This window comes from Spirillospora sp. NPDC048824, assembly GCF_043198455.1.
GTDB lineage: Bacteria > Actinomycetota > Actinomycetes > Streptosporangiales > Streptosporangiaceae > Spirillospora.
The window spans coordinates 125,492-144,974 of record NZ_JBICUS010000004.1 but is presented as its reverse complement, the minus strand read 5'-3'; the positions used below and the strand labels follow the sequence as shown (position 1 = coordinate 144,974).

General features: G+C 72.8%; 21 protein-coding genes. 4 read left to right on the top strand and 17 right to left on the bottom strand.

Features of this window, described 5'->3' with window-relative positions; translation table 11 throughout:
- Positions 1 to 18 precede the first annotated feature (18 nt).
- The 7 genes from mutM to rsmD form a co-directional block, all read right to left on the bottom strand.
- The gene (gene mutM / locus ACGFIS_RS09740; protein ID WP_392901744.1) at positions 19 to 921 is read right to left on the bottom strand and encodes a bifunctional DNA-formamidopyrimidine glycosylase/DNA-(apurinic or apyrimidinic site) lyase; all 903 of its coding nucleotides are present in this window, start codon (positions 919 to 921) and stop codon (positions 19 to 21) included.
- Entirely contained in the window at positions 914 to 1,741 is an 828-nt protein-coding gene (rnc, locus tag ACGFIS_RS09735) for a ribonuclease III (RefSeq protein ID WP_392901742.1), read from the bottom strand. Before rnc ends, mutM begins: the two co-directional genes overlap by 8 nt.
- 343 nt (positions 1,742 to 2,084) lie before the next feature.
- Entirely contained in the window at positions 2,085 to 2,264 is a 180-nt protein-coding gene (gene rpmF, locus ACGFIS_RS09730; RefSeq protein ID WP_358451043.1) for a 50S ribosomal protein L32, read from the bottom strand.
- A 1-nt stretch (position 2,265) separates the two neighbouring features.
- Positions 2,266 to 2,913, bottom strand: a complete 648-nt coding sequence (locus ACGFIS_RS09725) for a YceD family protein (protein WP_392901739.1) — start codon at positions 2,911 to 2,913, stop codon at positions 2,266 to 2,268.
- 93 nt (positions 2,914 to 3,006) lie between these two features.
- On the bottom strand, positions 3,007 to 3,489 hold the full coding sequence (gene coaD / locus ACGFIS_RS09720) for a pantetheine-phosphate adenylyltransferase (RefSeq protein ID WP_392901737.1): 483 nt from the start codon (positions 3,487 to 3,489) through the stop codon (positions 3,007 to 3,009).
- Between the two features lie 105 nt (positions 3,490 to 3,594).
- The gene (locus ACGFIS_RS09715; protein ID WP_392901735.1) at positions 3,595 to 5,046 is read right to left on the bottom strand and encodes a penicillin-binding transpeptidase domain-containing protein; all 1,452 of its coding nucleotides are present in this window, start codon (positions 5,044 to 5,046) and stop codon (positions 3,595 to 3,597) included.
- 24 nt (positions 5,047 to 5,070) lie between these two features.
- Positions 5,071 to 5,643: a 16S rRNA (guanine(966)-N(2))-methyltransferase RsmD gene (gene rsmD / locus ACGFIS_RS09710; RefSeq protein ID WP_392901733.1), complete on the bottom strand. Its 573-nt coding sequence runs from the start codon at positions 5,641 to 5,643 to the stop codon at positions 5,071 to 5,073.
- 224 nt (positions 5,644 to 5,867) lie between these two features.
- On the opposite strand from rsmD, the gene ACGFIS_RS09705 reads away from it, so the two are divergent.
- Positions 5,868 to 6,632 (top strand): hypothetical protein, encoded by a 765-nt coding sequence (locus ACGFIS_RS09705; protein WP_392970223.1) that lies wholly within the window; start codon positions 5,868 to 5,870, stop codon positions 6,630 to 6,632.
- A gap of 47 nt (positions 6,633 to 6,679) precedes the next feature.
- Here the strand turns inward: ACGFIS_RS09705 and ACGFIS_RS09700 are convergent, their stop codons facing one another.
- The 3 genes from ACGFIS_RS09700 to ACGFIS_RS09690 all read right to left on the bottom strand — a co-directional run bounded on the left by ACGFIS_RS09700 (position 6,680) and on the right by ACGFIS_RS09690 (position 12,402).
- Positions 6,680 to 8,440: a serine/threonine-protein kinase gene (locus ACGFIS_RS09700; protein ID WP_392970220.1), complete on the bottom strand. Its 1,761-nt coding sequence runs from the start codon at positions 8,438 to 8,440 to the stop codon at positions 6,680 to 6,682.
- Between the two features lie 137 nt (positions 8,441 to 8,577).
- On the bottom strand, positions 8,578 to 10,770 hold the full coding sequence (gene recG / locus ACGFIS_RS09695) for an ATP-dependent DNA helicase RecG (RefSeq protein WP_392970217.1): 2,193 nt from the start codon (positions 10,768 to 10,770) through the stop codon (positions 8,578 to 8,580).
- 33 nt (positions 10,771 to 10,803) lie between these two features.
- Positions 10,804 to 12,402: a DAK2 domain-containing protein gene (locus tag ACGFIS_RS09690; protein WP_392970214.1), complete on the bottom strand. Its 1,599-nt coding sequence runs from the start codon at positions 12,400 to 12,402 to the stop codon at positions 10,804 to 10,806.
- A gap of 228 nt (positions 12,403 to 12,630) precedes the next feature.
- Between ACGFIS_RS09690 and rpmB the strand changes: the two genes are divergently transcribed.
- A complete protein-coding gene (rpmB, locus tag ACGFIS_RS09685; protein WP_030164391.1) occupies positions 12,631 to 12,825 on the top strand; it encodes a 50S ribosomal protein L28 in 195 nt (64 codons plus the stop codon).
- Between the two features lie 117 nt (positions 12,826 to 12,942).
- Here rpmB and thiD read toward each other — a convergent pair whose 3' ends face one another.
- The 3 genes from thiD to ACGFIS_RS09670 all read right to left on the bottom strand — a co-directional run bounded on the left by thiD (position 12,943) and on the right by ACGFIS_RS09670 (position 15,705).
- A complete protein-coding gene (thiD, locus tag ACGFIS_RS09680) occupies positions 12,943 to 13,755 on the bottom strand; it encodes a bifunctional hydroxymethylpyrimidine kinase/phosphomethylpyrimidine kinase (protein ID WP_392970211.1) in 813 nt (270 codons plus the stop codon).
- Positions 13,756 to 13,810: 55 nt separating this feature from the next.
- Complete coding sequence (locus ACGFIS_RS09675; protein ID WP_392970208.1) at positions 13,811 to 14,683, bottom strand: cellulose binding domain-containing protein; 873 nt, start codon at positions 14,681 to 14,683, stop codon at positions 13,811 to 13,813.
- Between the two features lie 62 nt (positions 14,684 to 14,745).
- Positions 14,746 to 15,705: a thiamine-phosphate kinase gene (locus tag ACGFIS_RS09670; protein WP_392970206.1), complete on the bottom strand. Its 960-nt coding sequence runs from the start codon at positions 15,703 to 15,705 to the stop codon at positions 14,746 to 14,748.
- A gap of 133 nt (positions 15,706 to 15,838) precedes the next feature.
- Between ACGFIS_RS09670 and ACGFIS_RS09665 the strand changes: the two genes are divergently transcribed.
- Positions 15,839 to 16,072 carry an Lrp/AsnC ligand binding domain-containing protein gene (locus tag ACGFIS_RS09665; protein ID WP_358451064.1) on the top strand — a complete coding sequence of 78 codons (234 nt, stop codon included), beginning with the start codon at positions 15,839 to 15,841 and terminating at the stop codon, positions 16,070 to 16,072.
- Positions 15,981 to 16,616: a DUF3515 domain-containing protein gene (locus tag ACGFIS_RS09660; protein WP_392970203.1), complete on the top strand. Its 636-nt coding sequence runs from the start codon at positions 15,981 to 15,983 to the stop codon at positions 16,614 to 16,616. The genes ACGFIS_RS09665 and ACGFIS_RS09660 overlap by 92 nt, the downstream gene beginning before the upstream one ends.
- 7 nt (positions 16,617 to 16,623) lie before the next feature.
- Here ACGFIS_RS09660 and ACGFIS_RS09655 read toward each other — a convergent pair whose 3' ends face one another.
- The 4 genes from ACGFIS_RS09655 to ACGFIS_RS09640 are packed head-to-tail and all read right to left on the bottom strand — an operon-like array spanning position 16,624 to position 19,482.
- Positions 16,624 to 17,175 (bottom strand): nuclear transport factor 2 family protein, encoded by a 552-nt coding sequence (locus tag ACGFIS_RS09655; RefSeq protein ID WP_392970200.1) that lies wholly within the window; start codon positions 17,173 to 17,175, stop codon positions 16,624 to 16,626.
- A complete protein-coding gene (locus tag ACGFIS_RS09650) occupies positions 17,175 to 17,369 on the bottom strand; it encodes a ferredoxin (protein ID WP_392970197.1) in 195 nt (64 codons plus the stop codon). The genes ACGFIS_RS09655 and ACGFIS_RS09650 overlap by 1 nt, the downstream gene beginning before the upstream one ends.
- Positions 17,366 to 18,706 carry a cytochrome P450 gene (locus ACGFIS_RS09645; RefSeq protein ID WP_392901709.1) on the bottom strand — a complete coding sequence of 447 codons (1,341 nt, stop codon included), beginning with the start codon at positions 18,704 to 18,706 and terminating at the stop codon, positions 17,366 to 17,368. The genes ACGFIS_RS09650 and ACGFIS_RS09645 overlap by 4 nt, the downstream gene beginning before the upstream one ends.
- Entirely contained in the window at positions 18,703 to 19,482 is a 780-nt protein-coding gene (locus tag ACGFIS_RS09640; RefSeq protein ID WP_392901707.1) for an SDR family oxidoreductase, read from the bottom strand. The genes ACGFIS_RS09645 and ACGFIS_RS09640 overlap by 4 nt, the downstream gene beginning before the upstream one ends.
- Position 19,483 lies beyond the last annotated feature (1 nt).

Genomic DNA, 19,483 nt, shown 5'->3' with positions numbered 1-19,483 from the left:
GATCGTGACTCCGGTCGCCTAATACCGTGCCCTGCGGGGACGCGGCTGGCACACGGGGCAGGTGTAGGACGAGCGGTTCATGAACTCGTCGCGGCGGATCGGCGCGCCGCAGCGGCGGCACGGTTCGTCGCGCCGCCCGTAGGCGTCCAGGGACCGTTCGAAGTAACCGCTCTCACCGTTCACGTTGACGTACAGGCTGTCGAACGACGTCCCGCCGACGGCCAGGGCGGCCCCCATGACGTCCTGTGCGGCCTCCAGGACGCGCGCGGCCTCCGCTCGCGTCATCGTCTCGGTGGGCCGCGCCCAGTGCAGCCTGGCCCGCCACAGCGCCTCGTCGGCGTAGATGTTGCCGACGCCGCTGATCAGGGACTGGTCGAGCAGAGCCCGCTTGATCCCGGTCCTGCGGCGGCGGAGGGCGCGGAAGAACGCCTCGGCGTCGAAGGCGTCCTCCAGCGGATCGGCGGCGATGTGCACGATCGGCTCCGGGACGAGCCCGGGGCCTCCCGGCCCGCCGATCACGTCGGGCACCAGGTCGGCGACCATGAGATGCCCGAACGTGCGCTGGTCGACGAAGCGCAGGTCGCGGCCGCCGTCGTCGAAGCCGATGCGGACCCGCAGATGCCTTTCGCGTTCCCGGTCCGGCTCGCCGACGAGCAGCTGGCCGCTCATCCCGAGGTGGGCCAGCATCGCCTCCCCCGGCGCACCGCCGCCGTCCGCGCCCAGCGGCACCCACAGGTACTTGCCGCGGCGGCGGGGTGTCAGGGCGGTGCGGCCGGCGAGGCGTCCGGCGAAGTCGGCCGGGCCGGGCTCGTGGCGGCGCACCGACCGCGGGTGCAGGACCTCGGCGGACTCGATGGTGCGGCCGGTCGTCCAGCGTTCCAGGCCGCGCCGGACGACCTCGACCTCGGGAAGCTCAGGCACCGGCCTGGGCCGCCTGACCGGCCTGCCGCTGACCGGCCTCCCGCGCCTCCTCGGCCTGATCTGCCTGGTCTGCCTGCTCGGTCTGATCTGCCTGCTCGGCGACCTCACGCTCCACGACGATCCGGCGGATCTCGTTCCAGGCGGCCTCGGCGGCGTGCTGCTCGGCCTCCTTCTTGCTGCGGCCCTCACCGGCCCCGTAGGCCGTCCCGCCGACCCGTACCGTGGCACGGAACGTCTTCTGGTGGTCGGGGCCGCTCTCGGCGACGTGGTACTCGGGGACGCCGAGCTCCTCGACCGCGGTGAGCTCCTGCAGCGAGGTCTTCCAGTCCAGGCCGGCGCCGAGGCCCGCCGAACGGGTGATCAGCCCGTCGAAGAGGCGGTGCACCAGGGCGGACGCCTCGTCCAGGCCGCGGTCGAGGTAGACCGCGCCGATCAGCGCCTCCAGCGTGTCGGCCAGTATCGACGCCTTGTCGCGGCCGCCGGTGCCCTCCTCGCCGCGGCCGAGCCGGATGTGGGCGCCGACGCCGAGGCCCCGCGCGACGCCCGCGAGGGCCCGCATGTTGACCACGGCGGCGCGCAGCTTGGCCAGCTGCCCCTCGGGCAGGTCGGGGTGGCCCCGGAACAGGGTGTCGGTGACGACGAGGCCGAGCACCGAGTCGCCGAGGAACTCCAGCCGCTCGTTGGTGGGCAGCCCGCCGTTCTCGTAGGCGTAGGAACGGTGGGTGAGTGCGCGTTCGAGCAGGTCGCCGTCGATGACGACGCCGAGCGCGCCGCTGAGTTCCGCGCGATCCGGCGCGGGGTCGCTTTTCTTGCCGCTCACAGGGCCCTCCTCGCAGGCCGTGCACCGCGCAGGGCGCGGTCGCGTCTGTGGCGCGCGGCCGGAACGGCCGGGACGGCGAGGACGCTCGGCGTGGAGGGTCCGCGAAGACGAGGTGCGCGCCGGTCGGTGATCCCGGCGTGCACCACGGCTCCGGGCGCAGTGTCCGCGCCGGTCACCACGCCGACGTCACGCGCCGGGTGGTCGGGTGCCTGTCCTGCCGCATCGCGGGGGGCGGGCCGCGCCGTACGCGCGGATCCGCCCCCCAGGATGCGAGAAGACCGAGACTCTCATCCGGTCCGCCGCCGGCACCGGGTGCCGGCGGCCGAGGATGAGAAGTGTTCACTCAGGACGACGGGGTGATGACCTGCCGCCGGTCGTAGGTGCCGCACGTCGCGCAGGCGGTGTGGGGCAGTTTGTGGTCGCGGCACGTCGGGCACTCGACCAGGTTCGGCGCCGCGGTCTTCCACTGCGCACGCCGGTGCCGCGTGTTGCTGCGCGACTTCTTCCGCTTGGGGACGGCCACGTCAGCCCTCCTGCTTTCCTTCTCGTCGGTCGGATGAACCACGGGGGCCTGAGCTCCCGCCCCCCCGGCCGGGGGGAGCCGGCGCCAGGTCGCCGGCCATGTCCTGCAGCGCCGCCCATCGGGGGTCGGCGACGTCGTGGCGGTGGCCGGGTTCGGCGTCCGCCAGCCGTACACCGCAGTCCGGGCACAGGCCCGGGCAGTCCTCCCGGCACAGCGGGGACAGCGGCAGCGCGAGCACCACCGCGTCCCGCAGGACGGGTTCGAGGTCGATCAGATCGCCCTCGAGGCGGAGCTCGTCGTCGTCGGCGTTCCCGCCGGAGCGGGTGTCGTCGTAGACGAAGAGTTCCTGGAAGTCCGCCTCGAAGGTCGAGGCGATCGGGTCGAGGCAGCGGGAGCACTCCCCCTGGAGGGGGACCGTCGCCGTGCCGGTGACGAGCACCCCTTCGAGTACCGCTTCGAGCCGGATGTCCAGGTCGATCGCGGCGCCTTCGGGGACGCCCACCATCTCGATGCCGAAATTCTCCGGTGCCGGCACGGACAGGTGCTCCTCCCGCGACGACCCGGGCTGCCTGCTCAACGCTCGGGTGTCGAGCACGAGTGGGGCGTTGGGGTCGAGGCGTGTCAGCGGCTTCCTGCTTTCGTGAGGCATGAGAATGACGGCCGCGGGTGATGGCCGATGCCACAGGGTACCGAAGACCCGGCCATTGCCCCAACTCGCGGCGCCCTCACCAGGGCGGGGCCGTCACTCGTCCTGCCGGAGCCGATCGACCAGGCGGTCGTGCACGATGTCGGGGACGAGCCCGGAGATGTCACCGCCGAATTTCACGACCTCTTTCATCAGGCTTGACGAAAGGAACGCGTACTCGGGGTTCGTCGCCATGAAGAGCGTCTCCACTCCGGCGATCCGGTGGTTCATCTGGGCCATCTGCAGCTCGTACTCGTAGTCGCTGACGGCCCGGAGCCCGCGGACGATCACCGGGATGTCCTGCTCTCTGCAGTAGTCGACGGTGAGCCCGTAGAACGTGTCCACCTTGACGTTGCCGTACTCCTTGGTGACCTCGGAGATCATGCCGGCGCGTTCGTCGACGGTGAACAGGCTCTTCTTGTTCTTGTTGATCAGCACGGCGACGACCACCTCGTCATAGAGACGGGAGGCGCGGCTGATGATGTCGAGATGCCCGTTGGTGACGGGGTCGAACGATCCCGGACAGACGACACGGCGCACGGCGTGAACCCCCTCGGTCCCGGTTTCTGACCTGCGGCGCGAACGTACCAAATCGTATTCGGCCCGCTTTCACCCGGGCTCGCCCGGGTCCGGCTCCGGCACGTGTCAGCGGACCAGCGCATCGACGATCCTGGCGGCGATCGGGCCGGACTCGATGCCGTAGCCGGGCGCCTCGGTCATCACCGCGACCGCGTACTCCGGGTCGTCGCGCGGGCCGAAGCCGATGAACCAGCGGTCGTTGTAGGGGGCGCCGGCGACGTCGGCGGTCCCCGTCTTGCCGCCGAGGATGGACGTGCCCTTCAGGGACTTGCCCGTGCCCCTCTCGACGACGGCCTCCATCATGTCCCGCATCTGCCCGGCCTGCTCGGACGTCAGGGCACGGGACATCCGGCCGGGCGAGATGTCGTCCACCGTCCGGCCGCCGGGGGCGCGCAGCCTGTCGATGAGGTGCGGCCGCATGACCACCCCGCCGTTGAGGACCGCGGCGGCGACCATGGCCATCTGCAGCGGCGTGGCGACCGTGCTGCCCTGCCCGATGGAGCCGAGCGCGCTGAGCGCCGGCTGGTCGGTCTGCGGGAAGGAGGAGGCGGCGCTGAGCAGGCCGTCCGCGTACTCGATCCGGTCACCGAATCCGAAGTCGGCGGCCTTCTCGTGGACGGCGTCGTTGCCGGGTTCCTCCGCGCCCATGTAGGCGAACGTGGTGTTGCACGACTGCGCGTACGCCTCGATGAGCGGGATCCGCTTCAGATCGCACGCCCCGCCGATGTCGCCGGCGTCGTTGTTGATCGCCTGCCCGGCGCCCGGCGGTTTGTAGCTGCGTCCGGCCCTGACCCCGGTGTCCCTGCTCGCCCCGGCCTCCAGCGCGGCCGCGGCGACCACGGTCTTGAACGTGGACCCGGGCGGGAACAGCTCCCTGGTGGCCTTGTTGAGCAACGGCTTGAGCTTCTGGGCGTTCAGGCGCTGGAACGCCGCCTCCGCCTTCTCCCCGTCGAGGGTGGAGACCTCGTTCGGGTCGTAGGCCGGCGTGGAGGCCATCACCAGGATCGCGCCCGTGTCGGCGTCGAGGACGACGGCCGCCGCACGCCGCACTCCCGCGCCCTTGAGCGCCTCGTAGGCGACGCGCTGCGCCTCGACGTCGACGGTGGCCTCGACCGTCCCGCCCGGAACGTGCTCTCCGAGGATCTTGTCGATGAGGTTGGACGTGGCGAGCCGGTCGTCGGTCCCGTCCAGGAAATGGTTCGCGGCCTCCTCCAGGCCGGTCTGGGAGAACACGGAGAAGTAGCCGGTGACGGGCGCGAAGACCGGGCCGTCCTCGTACCGGCGCCGGTAGCGCTCGTCGTCGATCTTCTCCGACCAGGCGAGGCGCTCGCCGTCCGCCACGATGGGCCCGCGGTCGACCTTGAAGCGGTCGTCGAGCCGGCGGGCGTTGAGAGCGGAGTCCCGCAGCTCCTGCGCCTCGAATCCCTGCACATAGGTGACGTTCGCCATCAGCGCGATGATCAGCACCAGGGTGACGACCCAGGTACGTGCCAGCGCGCGGTCGATCCCGGGTCCCATGCGCGTGCCCCTACCCGAATCCGTTCATGTCAAGGGCCACGCGGCGCGCCCGTACCAGAAAGTCGCCTCGCCGTAGCGCCGGTCCCGCTCGGCCTCGTACCCGTCCGGCCACCGCAGCGCCGGCCCTCGCGCGGCGCGTTCCACGACGACCAGCGCGTCCGGTGCGGCCCACCCGTGGTCGCGCAGGTTCTCCAGCAGGACGGTGACGGACGCGTCCGCAAGCGTGTACGGCGGGTCCGCGAAGATCAGGTCGTACGGCTCGTCCGGCGGTCTGCGGACGACCCGCTCCACCTTGTCCGGGCACGGGACGGCGCCCGGGAACCCGAGGACCTCGGCGTTCTGCCGGATCACCTTCATCGCACGCGGATGCGACTCGACGAGCAGCGCATGGGCGGCGCCCCTGGAGAGCGCCTCCAGGCCGACGGCCCCCGACCCCGCGTACAGGTCGGCGACGCGAAGCCCGTCCAGCGGGCCGAGGAGGGCCAGCACCGTGGAGAAGAGGCCCTCCCTGGCGCGGTCGCTGGTCGGCCTGGTGTCCCGTCCCGCCGGGACGGCCAGCCGCCGCCCTCCGGCGCTCCCCGCGATGACCCTGGTCATCTCCCCAGTATCGCGGCGGCCCGGCATGCACGGCGAACCTGCCGACGGTCCCGGCCACGGCCGGCTCCCGGAAAACTACACAACGCGCACGGTGCTCTCTTGTGAAACCACACCTAAATGACCCGAACGCTGTTCACAGCGACTACTGGACGTGTAAACGTGCTCGCAGGTTGTGCAACCGATCCCCTCAGGAGAACTCTGTGCATCACGGTAGGAGACTGGCGGTGACGGCCGGAGCGACGGTTCTGGGCATCGCCGCCATGAGCGGCGTCTCACACGCCGAAACCTCCCAGCCCCCCGTCAAGCACACCAAGGAGCCCGTGCTCGACCTTCGCCTGGGCGCCGGCCTGAAATACGACGAGGCCACCAAGACCGCCTCCGCGGGCCTCGACCTCGGCGCGGGCGTCAACACCTCCGGCGGCGGCGCGGGCATCCGGGTCAAGACCGGCGCGAGCGCGTCCCTGCCCGGCGCGACCGTCAAGGCGGGCGCCGAGGTGGAGGCCGAGGCGAAGTCGTCCGCCGGAAGCGCCGGGGTGACGGTCGAGGCCGGCGCCGAGGTGTCGGGCGGCAAGCGGGTCGTCAGCGCCGGAGCCGGCGTCGGCGCCTCGGTGGCCCCGGCGAGCGGCACACCGCTGTCGGCGAACGTGTCGGCCAACGCGTGCGCCGGCTCCGGCTGCGAAGCGCCGACGCCGCCGACCCCGCCCACGCCCCCGATCCCCCCGACGCCGCCGGTCCCCCCGGAGACCCCGGCGCCGCCGGGCCCGTCGCCGGCACCTCCCGCGCTGCCGTCGTCGCCGCTGCTGCCGGAACTCCCGTCCGGCATGGCGGTGGGTCCCGGCGCCACGGCCGCCGGCGAGTTCACGCCGCCGAAGGCGCTGCCCGTCACCGGAGCCGACGCTCTGCCGCTGGTGGCGCTCGGCCTCACCGCCATCGCCGCGGGCGGCGCCGCGGTGGCCGCGACCCGCAGGCGGACAGCCCGCGAGTCCTGAGCACCCCGCCGGAAGGGCGTCTCCCGCAGGGGGGCGCCCTTCCCGTGTCAGAGACGCTCGGAGCCCGCGACCTTCCAGCCGTCGCCCGAACGCTGGAGCAACAGCCTCCGGAACGAGACCGGATCCCGGTCGGTGCAGCCGCCCTCGCACTCGCCGAGCATCACCAGTGCCAGGAGCCGGTCCTGCTGCCCGGCCGGACGCAGGCCGATCTCCACCGGCGTCCCGGACGCCACGGACGGGTCCCGCGACACGGCGTCCAGCGCCCCCCGGGCCTGCGGGCCGGGCCAGGCCGCGCCCGCCGTGTCGGCCCGGGTGGAGCCCGCCTTCAGCGAGTAGAGGCTGTCGAGCAGCCAGCCGCCGCCCCGTTCGACCATGGTCGCCCGCATCGGGTCCTGGAGCCTGCCCGGGTCGGCGTTCTCCGCGCGCACCGTCCGCCGCACATACGACAGGACCGTCACCTTGCCCGGCGAGGCGGCCACCACGGCGGCGTCGACGACGTCGGCGGTGACCGAGCCCTTCTTGTCCTTCAACTCCTCGCGGTAGTCGCGGGTCGCGAGCTGCCGGTCGTAGTCGGCGCCGTACCGGGCCGTGGACAGCCGGTGCGCCGCCGCCATGTTCTCGTCGAGCGACGCGTGGTCGAAGGTCAGCACCGTCTCGATCGCCCGCGAGGCCGGCCCGACCGCCTCCACCGCCGCGGCGGGCGGCGCGGCGGGACCGGTGTCCGCCTTCGCGGGGTCCTTCCCCGAGCCGCCCGACAGCAGCGCCCACGCCGCCCCGCCCGCGGCCAGCGCGAGCAGCGGCGCCGCGACGGCGGCGACGATGCCCAGCGTCCGCCGCCGGCGCACCGGCGGGACCGTCTGCGGCTGCGGCGCCGGGGCCGTCCCGCCCGAGTCCGGGCCGGCCAGATGACCCGGCCGCCCCACGGTCGGCGGCGCGAGCGGCGCCCTCGCGAAGTCGGCGCCGGTGCTGAGCGTCCCCTCGTCCGCCGGGCCCGCCGGGGCCTCACCGCCGAGCAGGTTCAGCAGGACCTGCTGCGCCTCCGGACGCATCGCCGGGTCCTTCGCCAGACAGGACGCGACGGCCCCGCGCAGCGACTCCGGCAGCGCCGACATGTCGGGCTCGTAGTGCAGGATCCGGTGGAAGACCGCGGAGATCGTGTCGTTGCCGAACGGATGCCGCCCGGTCGCCGCGAACAGCATCGTCGCCGCCCACGTGAACAGGTCCACACCCGTGCCCAGTTCCGCGTCGGTGACCTGCTCGGGCGCCATGTACGACGGCGTCCCCAGGACACCGCTGCCCTTGGCCGCCGACGAGCCGATGACCCGCGCGATGCCGAAGTCGATGACGCGCGGCCCGTCCGGCCCCATCAGCACGTTGGACGGCTTGAAGTCGCGGTGCAGGATCCCCGCCCGGTGGATCGCCGCCAGCGCCGTCACCGTGCCGATCGCCAGCCGGTCGAGATCGGTCCCCGTCCGCGGCCCCTGCTCGTTCACGAGCCCGCTCAGCGACGGCCCCGGCACGTACTCGCTGACGACGTACGGCAGATCACCGGAGACGTCGGCGTCCACGACCTGCGCGGTACAGAACCCGGCGACCCGCCCGATCATCCCCAGTTCCCGCTCGAACCGCGCCCGCCACTCCGGATCACGGCTGAGCCGGTCGCGCAGCAGCTTCACCGCCGCCTCCACGCCGTCCTCGCGACGCCCCAGGTAGACGATGCTCTGACCGCCCTCCCCCAGCCGCCCGACCAGCTCATACCGTCCAAGCCGCACCGGGTCGTCCGGCAGCAGGGGACCAACGGCCGTCATGGGAGCTCCTCCGTCGCACACGAACCCGCCACGGAAGCCGTACCCGCCCGGGCCTGGATGGCCACCAACCACTGACGACACGTTAGACGTCCGTGACCGGCCGTGCGTTCTGAGTCATCGGGCGGCGGCCCCCGGGTTCAGGCCTTTTCGAGGAAGTCGGCGCGGTCTTCGTCGAGGAGGGAGGTGAGGACGGTGGCCAGGCCCGGGTGGGCGGACAGGTCGGGGTCGGATTCGACCAAGGCCGTGGCCTCCTCGCGGGCGTCGCGGATGACGTCCTCGTCGCGGTGGAGGGTGAGCAGCCGGAGGCTGGACGTGCGGCCGGCCTGCGCGGCGCCGAGGACGTCGCCCTCGCGGCGCTGCTCCAGGTCGAGGCGGGACAGCCGGAAACCGTCGGTGGTGGACGCGACCGCGTCGAGCCGTTCGCGGGCCTTGCTTCCGGGTTCGGCGTCGGTGACGAGGAGGCACAGGCCGTGCAGCGTGCCGCGGCCGACGCGGCCGCGGAGCTGGTGGAGCTGCGAGACGCCGAACCGGTCCGCATCCATGATCACCATGACGGTGGCGTTGGGGACGTCGACGCCGACCTCGATGACCGTGGTGGCGAGCAGGACGTCCAGGTCCCGGTCGGTGAAGCGGCGCATCACCGCGTCCTTCTCGTCAGGGTGCAGCTTGCCGTGCAGGACGCCGATGCGCACGCCGGCGAGCAGCTCCTCCAGTTTGGGCAGCACCTCCATGATCCCGATGGGGGACCGGCGGGAGGACTCGTCGCCGGCGTCCATGGCGTCGCCCTCGTCGCCCTCCTTCTCGCCGATGCGCGGGCAGACGATGTAGATCTGGCGTCCCTTGCCCGCCTCCTCCCGGATGCGCTCCCAGGTGCGGGCGAAGAACGCGGGTTTCTCCGGCGGCACCACGTGGGTCTGGATCTCCGACCGGCCCGCCGGAAGCTGCCCGAGGACGGAGGTCTCCAGGTCCCCGAAGACGGTCATCGCGACCGTGCGCGGGATCGGTGTCGCCGTCATGACCAGGACGTGCGGGCGGCCGCCTCCGGTCTTCTCACGCAGGGCGTCGCGCTGCTCGACGCCGAAACGGTGCTGCTCGTCCACGACGACGAGCCCCAGGTCGGCGAACTGGACGCTCTCCTGCAGGAGCGCGTGGGTTCCGACGACGATTCCGGCGGCGCCGGACGCCGCGTCCAGCAGTGCCGCCTTGCGCGCCTTCGCGCCTTGCGAGCCGGTGAGCAACGCGACCCGGGTGGCGTTGTCGGCGCCGCCGATCTGGCCCGCCTGGGCCAGGTCGCCGAGCATGCCGGTGATCGACCGGTAGTGCTGCTGGGCGAGGACCTCGGTGGGCGCGAGCAGCGCCGCCTGCCCGCCGTTGTCCACGACCTGAAGCATCGCCCGCAGCGCGACCACCGTCTTCCCCGCTCCGACATCTCCCTGGAGGAGGCGGTGCATGGGGTGTTCCAGTGCCAGGTCCGCCGCCAGCTCTTCGCCCACCTCACGCTGGCCCTTGGTGAGTTCGAAGGGCAGGCGGGCGTCGAACTCCGACTGGAGGCCGCCGAAGGCGGGGGGACGGGGCGTCGCGGGGAGCGCGGCGGCGGCGAGGCGGCGCTGGGCCAGGGCCACCTGGACGACGAACGCCTCGTCCCACTTGAGGCGGGCGCGGGCGCGGCCCAGTTCGTCCCAGGTGCGCGGGCGGTGGATGCCCTCGTACGCGTCGCGCAGGCCGATCAGGCGGCGTCGTTTCAGGAGGGCGCCGGGCATCGGGTCGGCGGGGAGGCTGAGCTGGTCGAGGACGGTTCCGACGGACGTGCCGATCGTCTCGATGGGCAGCGCCTTGGTGGACGGGTAGATCGGGATGATCTCGTCGGCCCACTCCTGCGCGGCCTCTTCCGCGCCCTTCTCCGCGACGACCTTGTACTGCGGGTGGGTGAGCTGCCGCACCTCCTTGCCGCTGCGGGGCCGGTAGGTGCTGATCTTCCCGGCGAACAGGCCGCGGGTGCCGGGCGACAGGTCCTTCTCCGGCCGGTAGGAGCCTTTGCGGCCGAAGAAGCTCAGCTTCAGCAGCCCGGTGCCGTCCGTGACGGTGATCTCCAGGACGTAGCCGGGGCTGCGGGTGAGGCTGCGGCCCTGCACCTTCTCGACCTCCGCCATGACCGTGACGTGCTCGCCGTCCTGCAGGCCGCTGAGCTGGGTCAGCTCGCCGCGGTGGGCGTAGCGGCGCGGGTAGTGGTGCAGGAGGTCGCCGACCGTGTGCAGGTCGAGGCCCTTCTCCAGCGCCTTGGCCGTCTTGTCGCCGAGGACCTTGCGCAACGGCTCGTCGAGATTCGCCACGCAGTCTTTTCTAGCCCATGACGGCGACGAGAATCACTCAACGCCGATGAGCAGCGGGTACCGTTCCTGGCCGCCGTCGTAAACGCCGACCTCGACGTCGGGGTGGTCGCCGCACAGGTGCCCTTCGAGGATCTCGGCGAGCGCGGGCGGCGCGTGGGTGCCGGCGATCAGCGTCACGAGCTCGCCGCCGCCGGACAGCATGCGGTCGAGCAGATTCCGGGCGACCTCGGTGACGTCCGCGCCGATCGTGACGACATCGCCCTCGATGAGGCCGAGGACGTCGCCGGGCTGGCAGAGTCCGACGCTCGTCACGGCCTCCTGCTCGGCGACCTCCAGGTGCCCGAAGCGGGTGGCGCCGGCGGCGCGGGTCATCTCGATCACGTCCTCGCCGAAGCGGCGCAGCGGGTCGTGCACCGCCAGGGCCGCCAGCCCCTGGACGGACGCCTTCGTCGGCACCACCGCGATCCGGGCGCCGCCGTCCCGCGCGCGCTCTGCGGCGGCTTCGGCGAGTGCGAGGACCTCGGGCTCGTTCGGCAGGACGGTCACCTCGTCGCCCGCCGTGAGGATCGCGTCGGCCAGCACCGCGAGCGGCGGTGCCATGCCGGGTTCGCGCCGGACGACCCGCGCGCCGCACTGCTCGAACAGCGCGGCCAGCCCGCCGGCGGCGGTGACGGCGATCACCGCGCGGCCGGTGTGCGGTGCCTGCGGATGCTCGCCGGCGCCGGCGTGCAGGTAGGTGACGCGGATCCGGTGCGGGCGTCCCGCGGTCATGCCGGCCTCGATCGCGGATCCGGCGTCGTCCACATGGACGTGGACGTTCCACAGGCCGTCGCCGCCCACCACGACGAGGGAGTCCCCGAGGCCGTCCAGCTTCTCCCGGAGGGCGTGGACGGCGTCGTCCGGAGCGTCCAGCAGGTACATGACCTCGTAGCCGGGTCCGTGCGGTCGCGGGCGCTCCGCGGCGGGCGCCGGCGGCCCGGCGGCGCGGGCAGGGACCTCGTACCGCTCGGGGTACTCCTCGGTGATCACGGCGGCGAGGACGTCGAGCACCACGCAGAGCCCGGCGGCGCCCGCGTCCACGACGCCGCTGCGGGCCAGCACGTCCAGCTGGGCGGTCGTGCGGCCGAGCGCCCTCCGGGCCCCGCCGGCCGCGGTCCGCGTCACCTCGGCGAGTCCGGTTCCGGACGTCCCCGGCGTGCAGGCCGAGGCGGCTTCGGCGAGGACGGTCAGGATCGTCCCCTCGACGGGGTGCTCCACGGCACCGCGGGCCAGGCCGGACGCGTGGTCGAGGGCCCCCGCGAACGCCGCGCCGTCCGGCGGCGCCTCCAGCGGGCCGAGGACGTCGGCGAGCCCGCGGAACACCTGGCTGAGGATCACGCCGGAGTTGCCCCGCGCGCCCAGCAGCGCGCCCTGCGCCAGTGCCCGCCAGATCCGCGCGGTGTCCGCGGACTCGGGGAGCTCGTCCAGCGCGTCCGCCGCGGCGATCACGGTCAGGTGCAGGTTCGTGCCGGTGTCGCCGTCCGGGACGGGGAAGACGTTGAGCGCGTCGATCTCCGCCCTCGTGCGTCCCAGCGCCTCGGCCGCGGACCTGCACCACCGCCGTACCGCCGCCCCATCGAGGACCTCGCTCACGGACCCGCCCCTCTCGCCGTCTCGCACCTCTTCTGTATCGTGCGCGCGCTGTCCGGGGAAACCGGGCGGATCGCGAGGCGATTCGCGTACCCGGCGGGGCGTCGGCTAGTCTGATCCGTGCGCCTCGTCCGAGGCGCTCATCAGTGAGCACCCGTGATCCCCGGCCGGCTGCCGGCGGCATCGGGCGGCGCTCCGGTTCAGAGCATCGACACCCACTTGGAGTTTCCCGTGGCTTCCGTCTGCGACGTCTGCGGCAAGGGACCCGGTTTCGGCATGCGCGTCTCCCACTCGCACCGCCGCACCCCGCGCCGCTGGAACCCCAACATCCAGCGTGTGCGCGCCGTCGTGAACGGCAGCACCAAGCGGATCAACGCCTGCACGTCCTGCATCAAGGCCGGCAAGGTCGTCAAGCCCACGGTCTGAGCACCGTCCGGGGCGGAGCGCCGGCCGAGCGCAGGCGCCGCCCGACGGCGGTTCGACATGGATCCTCGGCTTCGGCCGGCTCATCGGTTCGGTCCGGTGAGCCGGCTTTCGTGTTTCTCAGGCGCGGTGGCGCCAGGCGTGGTCGACGGGGCCGATGCCGGTGCCGAGCGGGAAGCCCGCCGCGATCGCGCCCGTCACGTACTCCTTCGCCTTCCCGACCGCCGTGGGGACGTCGTCGCCCAGCGCCAGGTGGGACGCGATCGCGGACGCGAGCGTGCAGCCGGTGCCGTGGGTGTGCCGGTTGTCGTGCCGCGGCGCGGTGAAGCGGTGCTCGTGCTCTCCGTCGAACAGCAGGTCGGCGGGCTCGCCCGGCAGATGCCCGCCCTTGATCAGGACCCATCGCGGGCCGAGCGCCTTGACGGCCTCGGCGGCCTCGCGCAGACCCGCCTCGTCGACGACCTTGACGCCGGTGAGCTGCTCCACCTCGTACAGGTTGGGAGTGACGACGGTCGCGGCCGGCAGCAGCACCGAGCGGACGGCGTGGACGGCGTCGGGTGAGAGGAGCGCGTCGCCGTGCTTGGAGACGCCCACGGGGTCGACGACGGCGGGCGCGTCGGTGGCGGCGAGGGCCTCGGCGACGGTCTCGACCAGGACCGTGGACGCGAGCATCCCCGTCTTGATCGCGTGGACGCCGATGTCGGACAGGACGGAGTCGAGCTGGGCCCGCACCGCCTCGGGCGGCAGTTCCCAGTAGCCCTGGACGCCGACGGAGTTCTGCGCGGTGACGGCGGCGATGACGCTCATCCCGTGGACGCCGAGGGCGAGCATCGTCTTCAGGTCCGCCTGGATGCCGGCGCCGCCTCCGGAGTCGGAGCCCGCGACGGTGAGCACGAGGGGCGGGGCCTGGGGCGCGGACGGAGTGTGCGACATGCCGTCCACTTTATGGCGGTCTGAGGGACTGGGCGGCCGCGGCCGCCGGGACGGCTCAGACGATGGCGCAGGGCTTGCCGTTCAGGACGCACGAAGTCGGCGTGGCGGCGGTGCCCCGCGCGGCGAAGACGATCCGCACGGTCTCGCCGGGCGCGATCCCTGCGCGGCCGCGGACGAACGGGACCTCGCCCGTCCGGACGACGGTGGCGCCGCTGACGGCGGTGACCGAGGCGGTCGGGATCTTGAAGGCGAGCGCCCACTTGCCGACGGGCCGCGGGCCCTTGTTGGCGATCGTGGCGGTCGCCTTGAAACCGCCGGGGGCCTTGGACGCGACACGGAACGCGATGACGAGGCCGTCGGAGCGGCCGGCGCCGCGGCTGGCGCGTTCGCCCGGCCCGCGCTGGGAGACCTGGCTGTCACGCTGGTCGGTCTGGGTGTTCTGGGGTGCGCCGCCGGCGAAATTGAGGGAGATCTGCTGGGTGCTCAGCGCGTAGGAGACGATCCCGACGGCGATGACGAGCGCGAGGATCGGCATGAGGGGGACGGGGAGCACCGAGAGGGACTTGAGCCATCGCCGCCCGCCTGACGCGGCCGGGCGGGGCCGGATCTCCGGCAGGTCGGGGAGCCGCGCGGGGGGCCGTTCGGCGGCCGCGGGATAGGGACCGGGAGCACCTGGAAAATCACCGGGATAGTCGCCCGGGAGCGGTTCGAACAGGCGGCGGGGCGGGGGTCCGTTCTCGCGTTCCGCGTCCGGCGGCGGGCCGGTCGGGATGCGGTCGTGCGGCGACACGTAGACCTGGTCGTCGGTCGGTCCGGAGAAGGCGTCGTAGGGCCGGCCGGGTGGAGCGCCGTAGAACGGCCCCCGGGACGCACCGGTACCCGGCACGGGGTCGTCGTCCGGTTGCTCAACCCTGCTGTGTCGTCCCATCCCATCCCTCTTCGATCACAGGATGTATACCAAACCAATACCAAACATGCCTACAGGATCCGTCAACGCATGGTTCCGTACACGTTCCGTGAACCCCCGCTCTTTGGCCGGAAATGGTCCCATCCGCCGTTTTGTGGCTCGCTGCCGTCCACGCGCACCCCCGCCCCTTCGGTGACGATTCCGATCCTTCTCCAGGATGAGGGCAGAACGGCATTCGCGGGGAAGGTTCCGGCGAATGCGTGGTCTTCACCACCCGTGAGGGCATGGCGCAGCCCGTCCGGCCCGAGGATCTCCGGGACGGGTACGGCCGCGGAGTCGACGTCGATCCGGACGCCGCTCGCGGCGGCGATGTGCCCGAGGTCCTGGACGAGCCCGTCGCTGACGTCCAGCAGTGCGGTGGCGCCGTGGGACCTCGCCTCCCGTCCCGCCTCGTACGGGGGCCTCGGACGGCGGTGGGCCGCGATCAGCTCGGCGGGCCCGTCGCGTCCGGCGCCGAGGAGCGCCAGCCCGGCGGCGGCGTGGCCGAGCCGCCCCCGGACGGCCACGATGTCGCCCGGACGCGCCCCGGACCGGGTGAGCGGCGCGCCGCCGCCCAGGTCGCCGAGCGCGGTGACGGCGAGCGTGATCTCCGGGGCGCCGACGACGTCGCCGCCGGCGACGGCGGCACCGGCCTCGCGGCATTCGTCGGCGAGCCCGTCGTAGAGCCGCTCGGCCCAGCCGGCGGCGGTGGCGGGCGGGGCCGCGAACCCGACCAGCAGTGCGGTGGGGCGGGCGCCCATGGCGACGATGTCGGCGAGGTTCTGCGCGGCGGCCTTGCGTCCGATGTCGTACGGGCCGGACCAGTCGCGGCGGAAATGACGGCCTTCGACGAGGAGGTCGGTGGTGGCCACGACGCGCCCGTCCGGCGCGGCGACCACCGCCGCGTCGTCGCCGGGGCCGAGCAGCACGGCCGGGCCCTGCGGCAGCCGCCGCGTCAGCCGGGCGATCAGCCCGAACTCCCCCGCTTCACCGATGGTGCCCATGCGCGCCGTTCCCCGTGTCCTCTGCATCCGGGCGGCGTGATCGCGGCACGCCCTCCCCCCGGCCGCCCGCCGCGGCGCGTAACACGATACGGTGAACCGTCCGACGGCTCATTCTCCGCCCGGGGAGGACGTGATGGTGCAGGCCTACATCCTCATCCAGACCGAAGTCGGCAAAGCGGCCGACGTGGCAGGTCATATCTCCGGTATTTCGGGCGTCACACTGGCCGAGGACGTCACGGGGCCGTACGACGTGATCGTCCGAGCGGAGGCGCGCAATGTCGACGAGCTGGGCAAGCTCGTCGTCGCGCAGATCCAGGCGGTGGACGGAATCACCCGCACCCTCACGTGCCCGATTGTTCACATCTAAACGGCGGTTGCCGGGGGGCCTGGGGGGTCGTCCCCCCAGAAGTGAACGGCGGTCGCCGGGGGGCCTCGGGGCCCGTCCCCCCAGAAGTGGACGGCTTCTCAGCACCGCGCTGCTCGCGGGGGTGGCGCTGGTGGCCGCCGCCTGCGGCGACGGGGCCGTGCAGGTCCCCGTGCCGCGGCCGGACGCGGCCACGCAGCGCCTGTGCGAGGGGCTGCGGCTGCCCGAGAAGGTGCACGGGCAGCAGCGCCGCGATACCTCGCCGAAGTCCTCGCTGACCGCCGCCTGGGGTTCGCCCTCGATCGCGCTGCGCTGCGGCGTGCCGCGGCCCGCCGCGCTGCAGCCGGCGTCGGCGCTGGTGACGATCAACGGGATCGACTGGTTCGGGTACCCCGTGGACCGGCCGGTGACCTTCACCGCGGTCGCGCGGCAGGCCTACGTCGAGGTCACCGTCCCGCCGAAGTACAACCCCGCCGGGGACGTGCTCATCGAACTCGGCCCGTCGATCAAGGCGACGATCCCGGAGAAGCCCGAGGGGCAGATCTGAGCGTCGGTCACCAGATCGGGACGGGGCTCTCCCCCCGCGCGTAGTAGCCGGGGATCGGCTCGCCGGCCGCGGCCCGGTCGAGGCGCCGCTTCATCCCGTCCGACAGCACGTCCGCCTTCATCATCTCGACGAACACCGACGTGACGTTGCCGAGGTCGAACCAGTCGCGCTGCCACGACCACTGCCGGTTCCCGGCATACCGGAACCAGGACCCGCCGATGCCGAGCACCTCGTACGGCGACCCGTCGGGGCGCCTGGCGTCGGCGACCTGCTTCCAGAAGCCGACGACCTCGCCCTTGACCTCGTCGACCAGGATGCTCTGGTACGGGTACGTCCAGCCGTCCAGGCCGCCCATCTCCGAGCCCAGTGCCAGATTGCGGATCTCGTCGCGGCCGACGGCCATGAAGTCCTGCTTCGGGCCGATGTTCCAGCCGTAGGTGGCGTCCTCGGTGTAGAGGTCGGCGAGGGGGCGCCAGTCGCCGGCCTCCTCGCAGCGCAGGTTGGCCTCCAGCCAGTACTCCACCATCGCGTCGAGTTCTTCACGGGGGAACGAGGGCATCACGTCTCCAGCAGTCTGAGGGCCTGGGTGGGGCAGTAGCGGACGGCGGCCTTCACTTCGGCGCGCATGTCCTCGGGCGGTTCGGCGTCCAGGATCCGGACCTTGCCTTTGGGCGGGACCTCGAAGACGTCCGGGGCCTCCATCTCGCACATGGCGTGCCCCTGGCACAGGTCCAGGTCGGCTTCGATCCTCACCGGCGCCTCCTGCGGTAGCGGACGGCGCACGGCTGGGCGAGCTGGACGACCATCTTCGAGTGGTCGTTGCGGTAGGTCTCGGGCGGCTGGGCGGGTTCGAACTCCCAGTCCCGCAGCAGCACCGAGAAGATCGCCTTGAGCTGCATCATCGCGAAGTTCGCCCCGACGCAGCGGTGCCGGCCCGCGCCGAACGGGACCCACGTCCACCGGTTGAGGAGGTCCTCCTCGCGGGGCGCGACGTAGCGTTCGGGCTGGAACGCGCCGGGGTCGGGGAAGTCGGTCTCGATCCGGTTGGAGACGGCGAGGCTGCAGCCGACCATCGTGCCCGCCGGGATGCTGTGGCCACACACCTCCTGGTCGGACTGCGCGACGCGCAGCAGCAGGATCAGCGGCGGGTGCAGCCGCAGCGCCTCCTTGATCGTCGACTCCAGGTACGGGATGGCGCGCAGCGCCTGGAACGACACCTCGCGGCCGTCCTCGTACAGCTCGTCCAGCTCGCGGACGACGCCGTCCAGGACGCCCGGGTTGCGCAGCATCTCGATCAGCGTCCACGCGGCGGTGCCGGACGTGGTGTGGTGCCCGGCGAACATCATGGAGATGAACATGCCGGTGACCTGGTCGGCGTCGAACTTGAGTGTGCCGTCCTCGTCCTTGATGGACATGAGGACGTCGAGCAGGTCGCGGTCCTCCTTCGGAGGCTTCGGCGGCCGTCCGTCCATGATCCCCTGGACGAGTGCGACGAGCGCCGCCCGCGCGGTGTCGCGACGCCGGAAGCTCTCGATGTCGGCGTAGGGGTCGACGTAGGCGAGCGCGTCGGTGCCGCGTTCGAGGTCGTGGTACAGGTCGGCGAACCGCCGGTCGAGCTGCTCGCGGAACTTGCGCCCGATCAGGCACGCGGACGAGGTGTAGATGGTCAGCTCGGCGAAGAAGTCGAGCAGGTCGATCTCGCCCTCGTCGCCCCAGCCGGCGACCATCCGGTCGACCTCGGCGGAGATCGTGGCGGCGTGTCCCTTCATGAACGAGCCCTTGAGCGCCTGGTTGTGCAGGGCCTCGCGGCGCTGTTCGGGGGTGGCGTCGAACACCACGCCCTCCCCGAAGATCGGGGTCATGAACGGGTACGCCTCGGCCTGGTCCAGTTCCTCGTCGGGGGCGCGGAAGAAGAACTCGTTGGCCTCGGCGCCGGACAGCAGCACCACGCGCCGCCCCGCGAGCCGGAACTCGCCGACGTCGCCGCACTCGTCCCGGACGCGCTGCATCAGCCCGATCGGGTCGGAGCGGAGCTCCTCCAGGTGGTCGGGCCCACCCGACACCACGCGCGGCTCCACCAAAGCGGTCATGAATCCTCCAGGGGGGCTTCGGGTTGTACTTCGACGAGGCGGAGATGGGCGCCGCGCGGGGTCGCGACGACGGCGGCGACGACAGCGGCGACGTCGGACGGGCGCAGGAAGTACGGATGGCGGGCGTGGCCCCACTTCACCCAGTCCTCCAGCACGGCGCCGGTCGTGTCGGCGTCCCAGGTCATGCCCATGCCGGTCGCGGTGGGTCCGGGGCGGACGACGGACGCCCGCACACCCGTCCCCTCCAGCTCCATCTGCATGGTGCGGGCCATGCCCTCCACGCCGTTCTTCGCCGCGACGTAGGCGCCGGTCCAGGAGCGCGGAGCGGGCACGGTGTCCGAGGAGATGAACACGATGTCGCCGCGCCGCCGCGCCACCATCTGCGGGACGAAGTGCGACACGAGACGGTGCGCGCCGACGAGGTGGACCTGCACCTGCGCGAGGAACTCGGCGGTGTCGAGCTCGTGGAGGCGTCCGGCGGCCAGGTCGCCGGCGCCGGAGACGACGACCTCGACCGGGCCGAGCGCGTCGGCGGCCGCCGCCGCGAACGCCTTGACGGAGTCGGAGTCGCCGACGTCGAGGGGATGCGCGAGCGCCTCTCCCCCGCCGGCCCGGATGGTGGCGGCCAGCTCCTCGCACTTGTCGGCGCGCCGCGCGCCGAGCGCGACCGGATGCCCGGCCATCGCCAGCGCCGCCGCGGTGGCCGCGCCGATCCCGGAGGACGCGCCCGCCACCACGACCGGACGCCGCTCGGGATGTGGATCGAACCGGGGCATC

What these genes read in the sequence shown, in the direction of transcription:
- ACGFIS_RS09675 (WP_392970208.1), bottom strand. Translation starts at nt 14,683, where the DNA reads ATGGGACGACACAGCAGGGTTGAGCAACCGGACGACGACCCCGTGCCG.
- ACGFIS_RS09670 (WP_392970206.1), bottom strand. Translation starts at nt 15,705, where the DNA reads ATGGGCACCATCGGTGAAGCGGGGGAGTTCGGGCTGATCGCCCGGCTG.
- ACGFIS_RS09640 (WP_392901707.1), bottom strand. Translation starts at nt 19,482, where the DNA reads ATGCCCCGGTTCGATCCACATCCCGAGCGGCGTCCGGTCGTGGTGGCG.
- ACGFIS_RS09655 (WP_392970200.1), bottom strand. Translation starts at nt 17,175, where the DNA reads ATGCCCTCGTTCCCCCGTGAAGAACTCGACGCGATGGTGGAGTACTGG.
- rsmD (WP_392901733.1), bottom strand. Translation starts at nt 5,643, where the DNA reads ATGACCAGGGTCATCGCGGGGAGCGCCGGAGGGCGGCGGCTGGCCGTC.
- ACGFIS_RS09660 (WP_392970203.1), top strand. Translation starts at nt 15,981, where the DNA reads ATGTCGACGAGCTGGGCAAGCTCGTCGTCGCGCAGATCCAGGCGGTGG.
- ACGFIS_RS09715 (WP_392901735.1), bottom strand. Translation starts at nt 5,046, where the DNA reads ATGGGACCCGGGATCGACCGCGCGCTGGCACGTACCTGGGTCGTCACC.
- ACGFIS_RS09700 (WP_392970220.1), bottom strand. Translation starts at nt 8,440, where the DNA reads ATGACGGCCGTTGGTCCCCTGCTGCCGGACGACCCGGTGCGGCTTGGA.
- ACGFIS_RS09725 (WP_392901739.1), bottom strand. Translation starts at nt 2,913, where the DNA reads ATGCCTCACGAAAGCAGGAAGCCGCTGACACGCCTCGACCCCAACGCC.
- ACGFIS_RS09665 (WP_358451064.1), top strand. Translation starts at nt 15,839, where the DNA reads ATGGTGCAGGCCTACATCCTCATCCAGACCGAAGTCGGCAAAGCGGCC.
- thiD (WP_392970211.1), bottom strand. Translation starts at nt 13,755, where the DNA reads ATGTCGCACACTCCGTCCGCGCCCCAGGCCCCGCCCCTCGTGCTCACC.
- ACGFIS_RS09645 (WP_392901709.1), bottom strand. Translation starts at nt 18,706, where the DNA reads ATGACCGCTTTGGTGGAGCCGCGCGTGGTGTCGGGTGGGCCCGACCAC.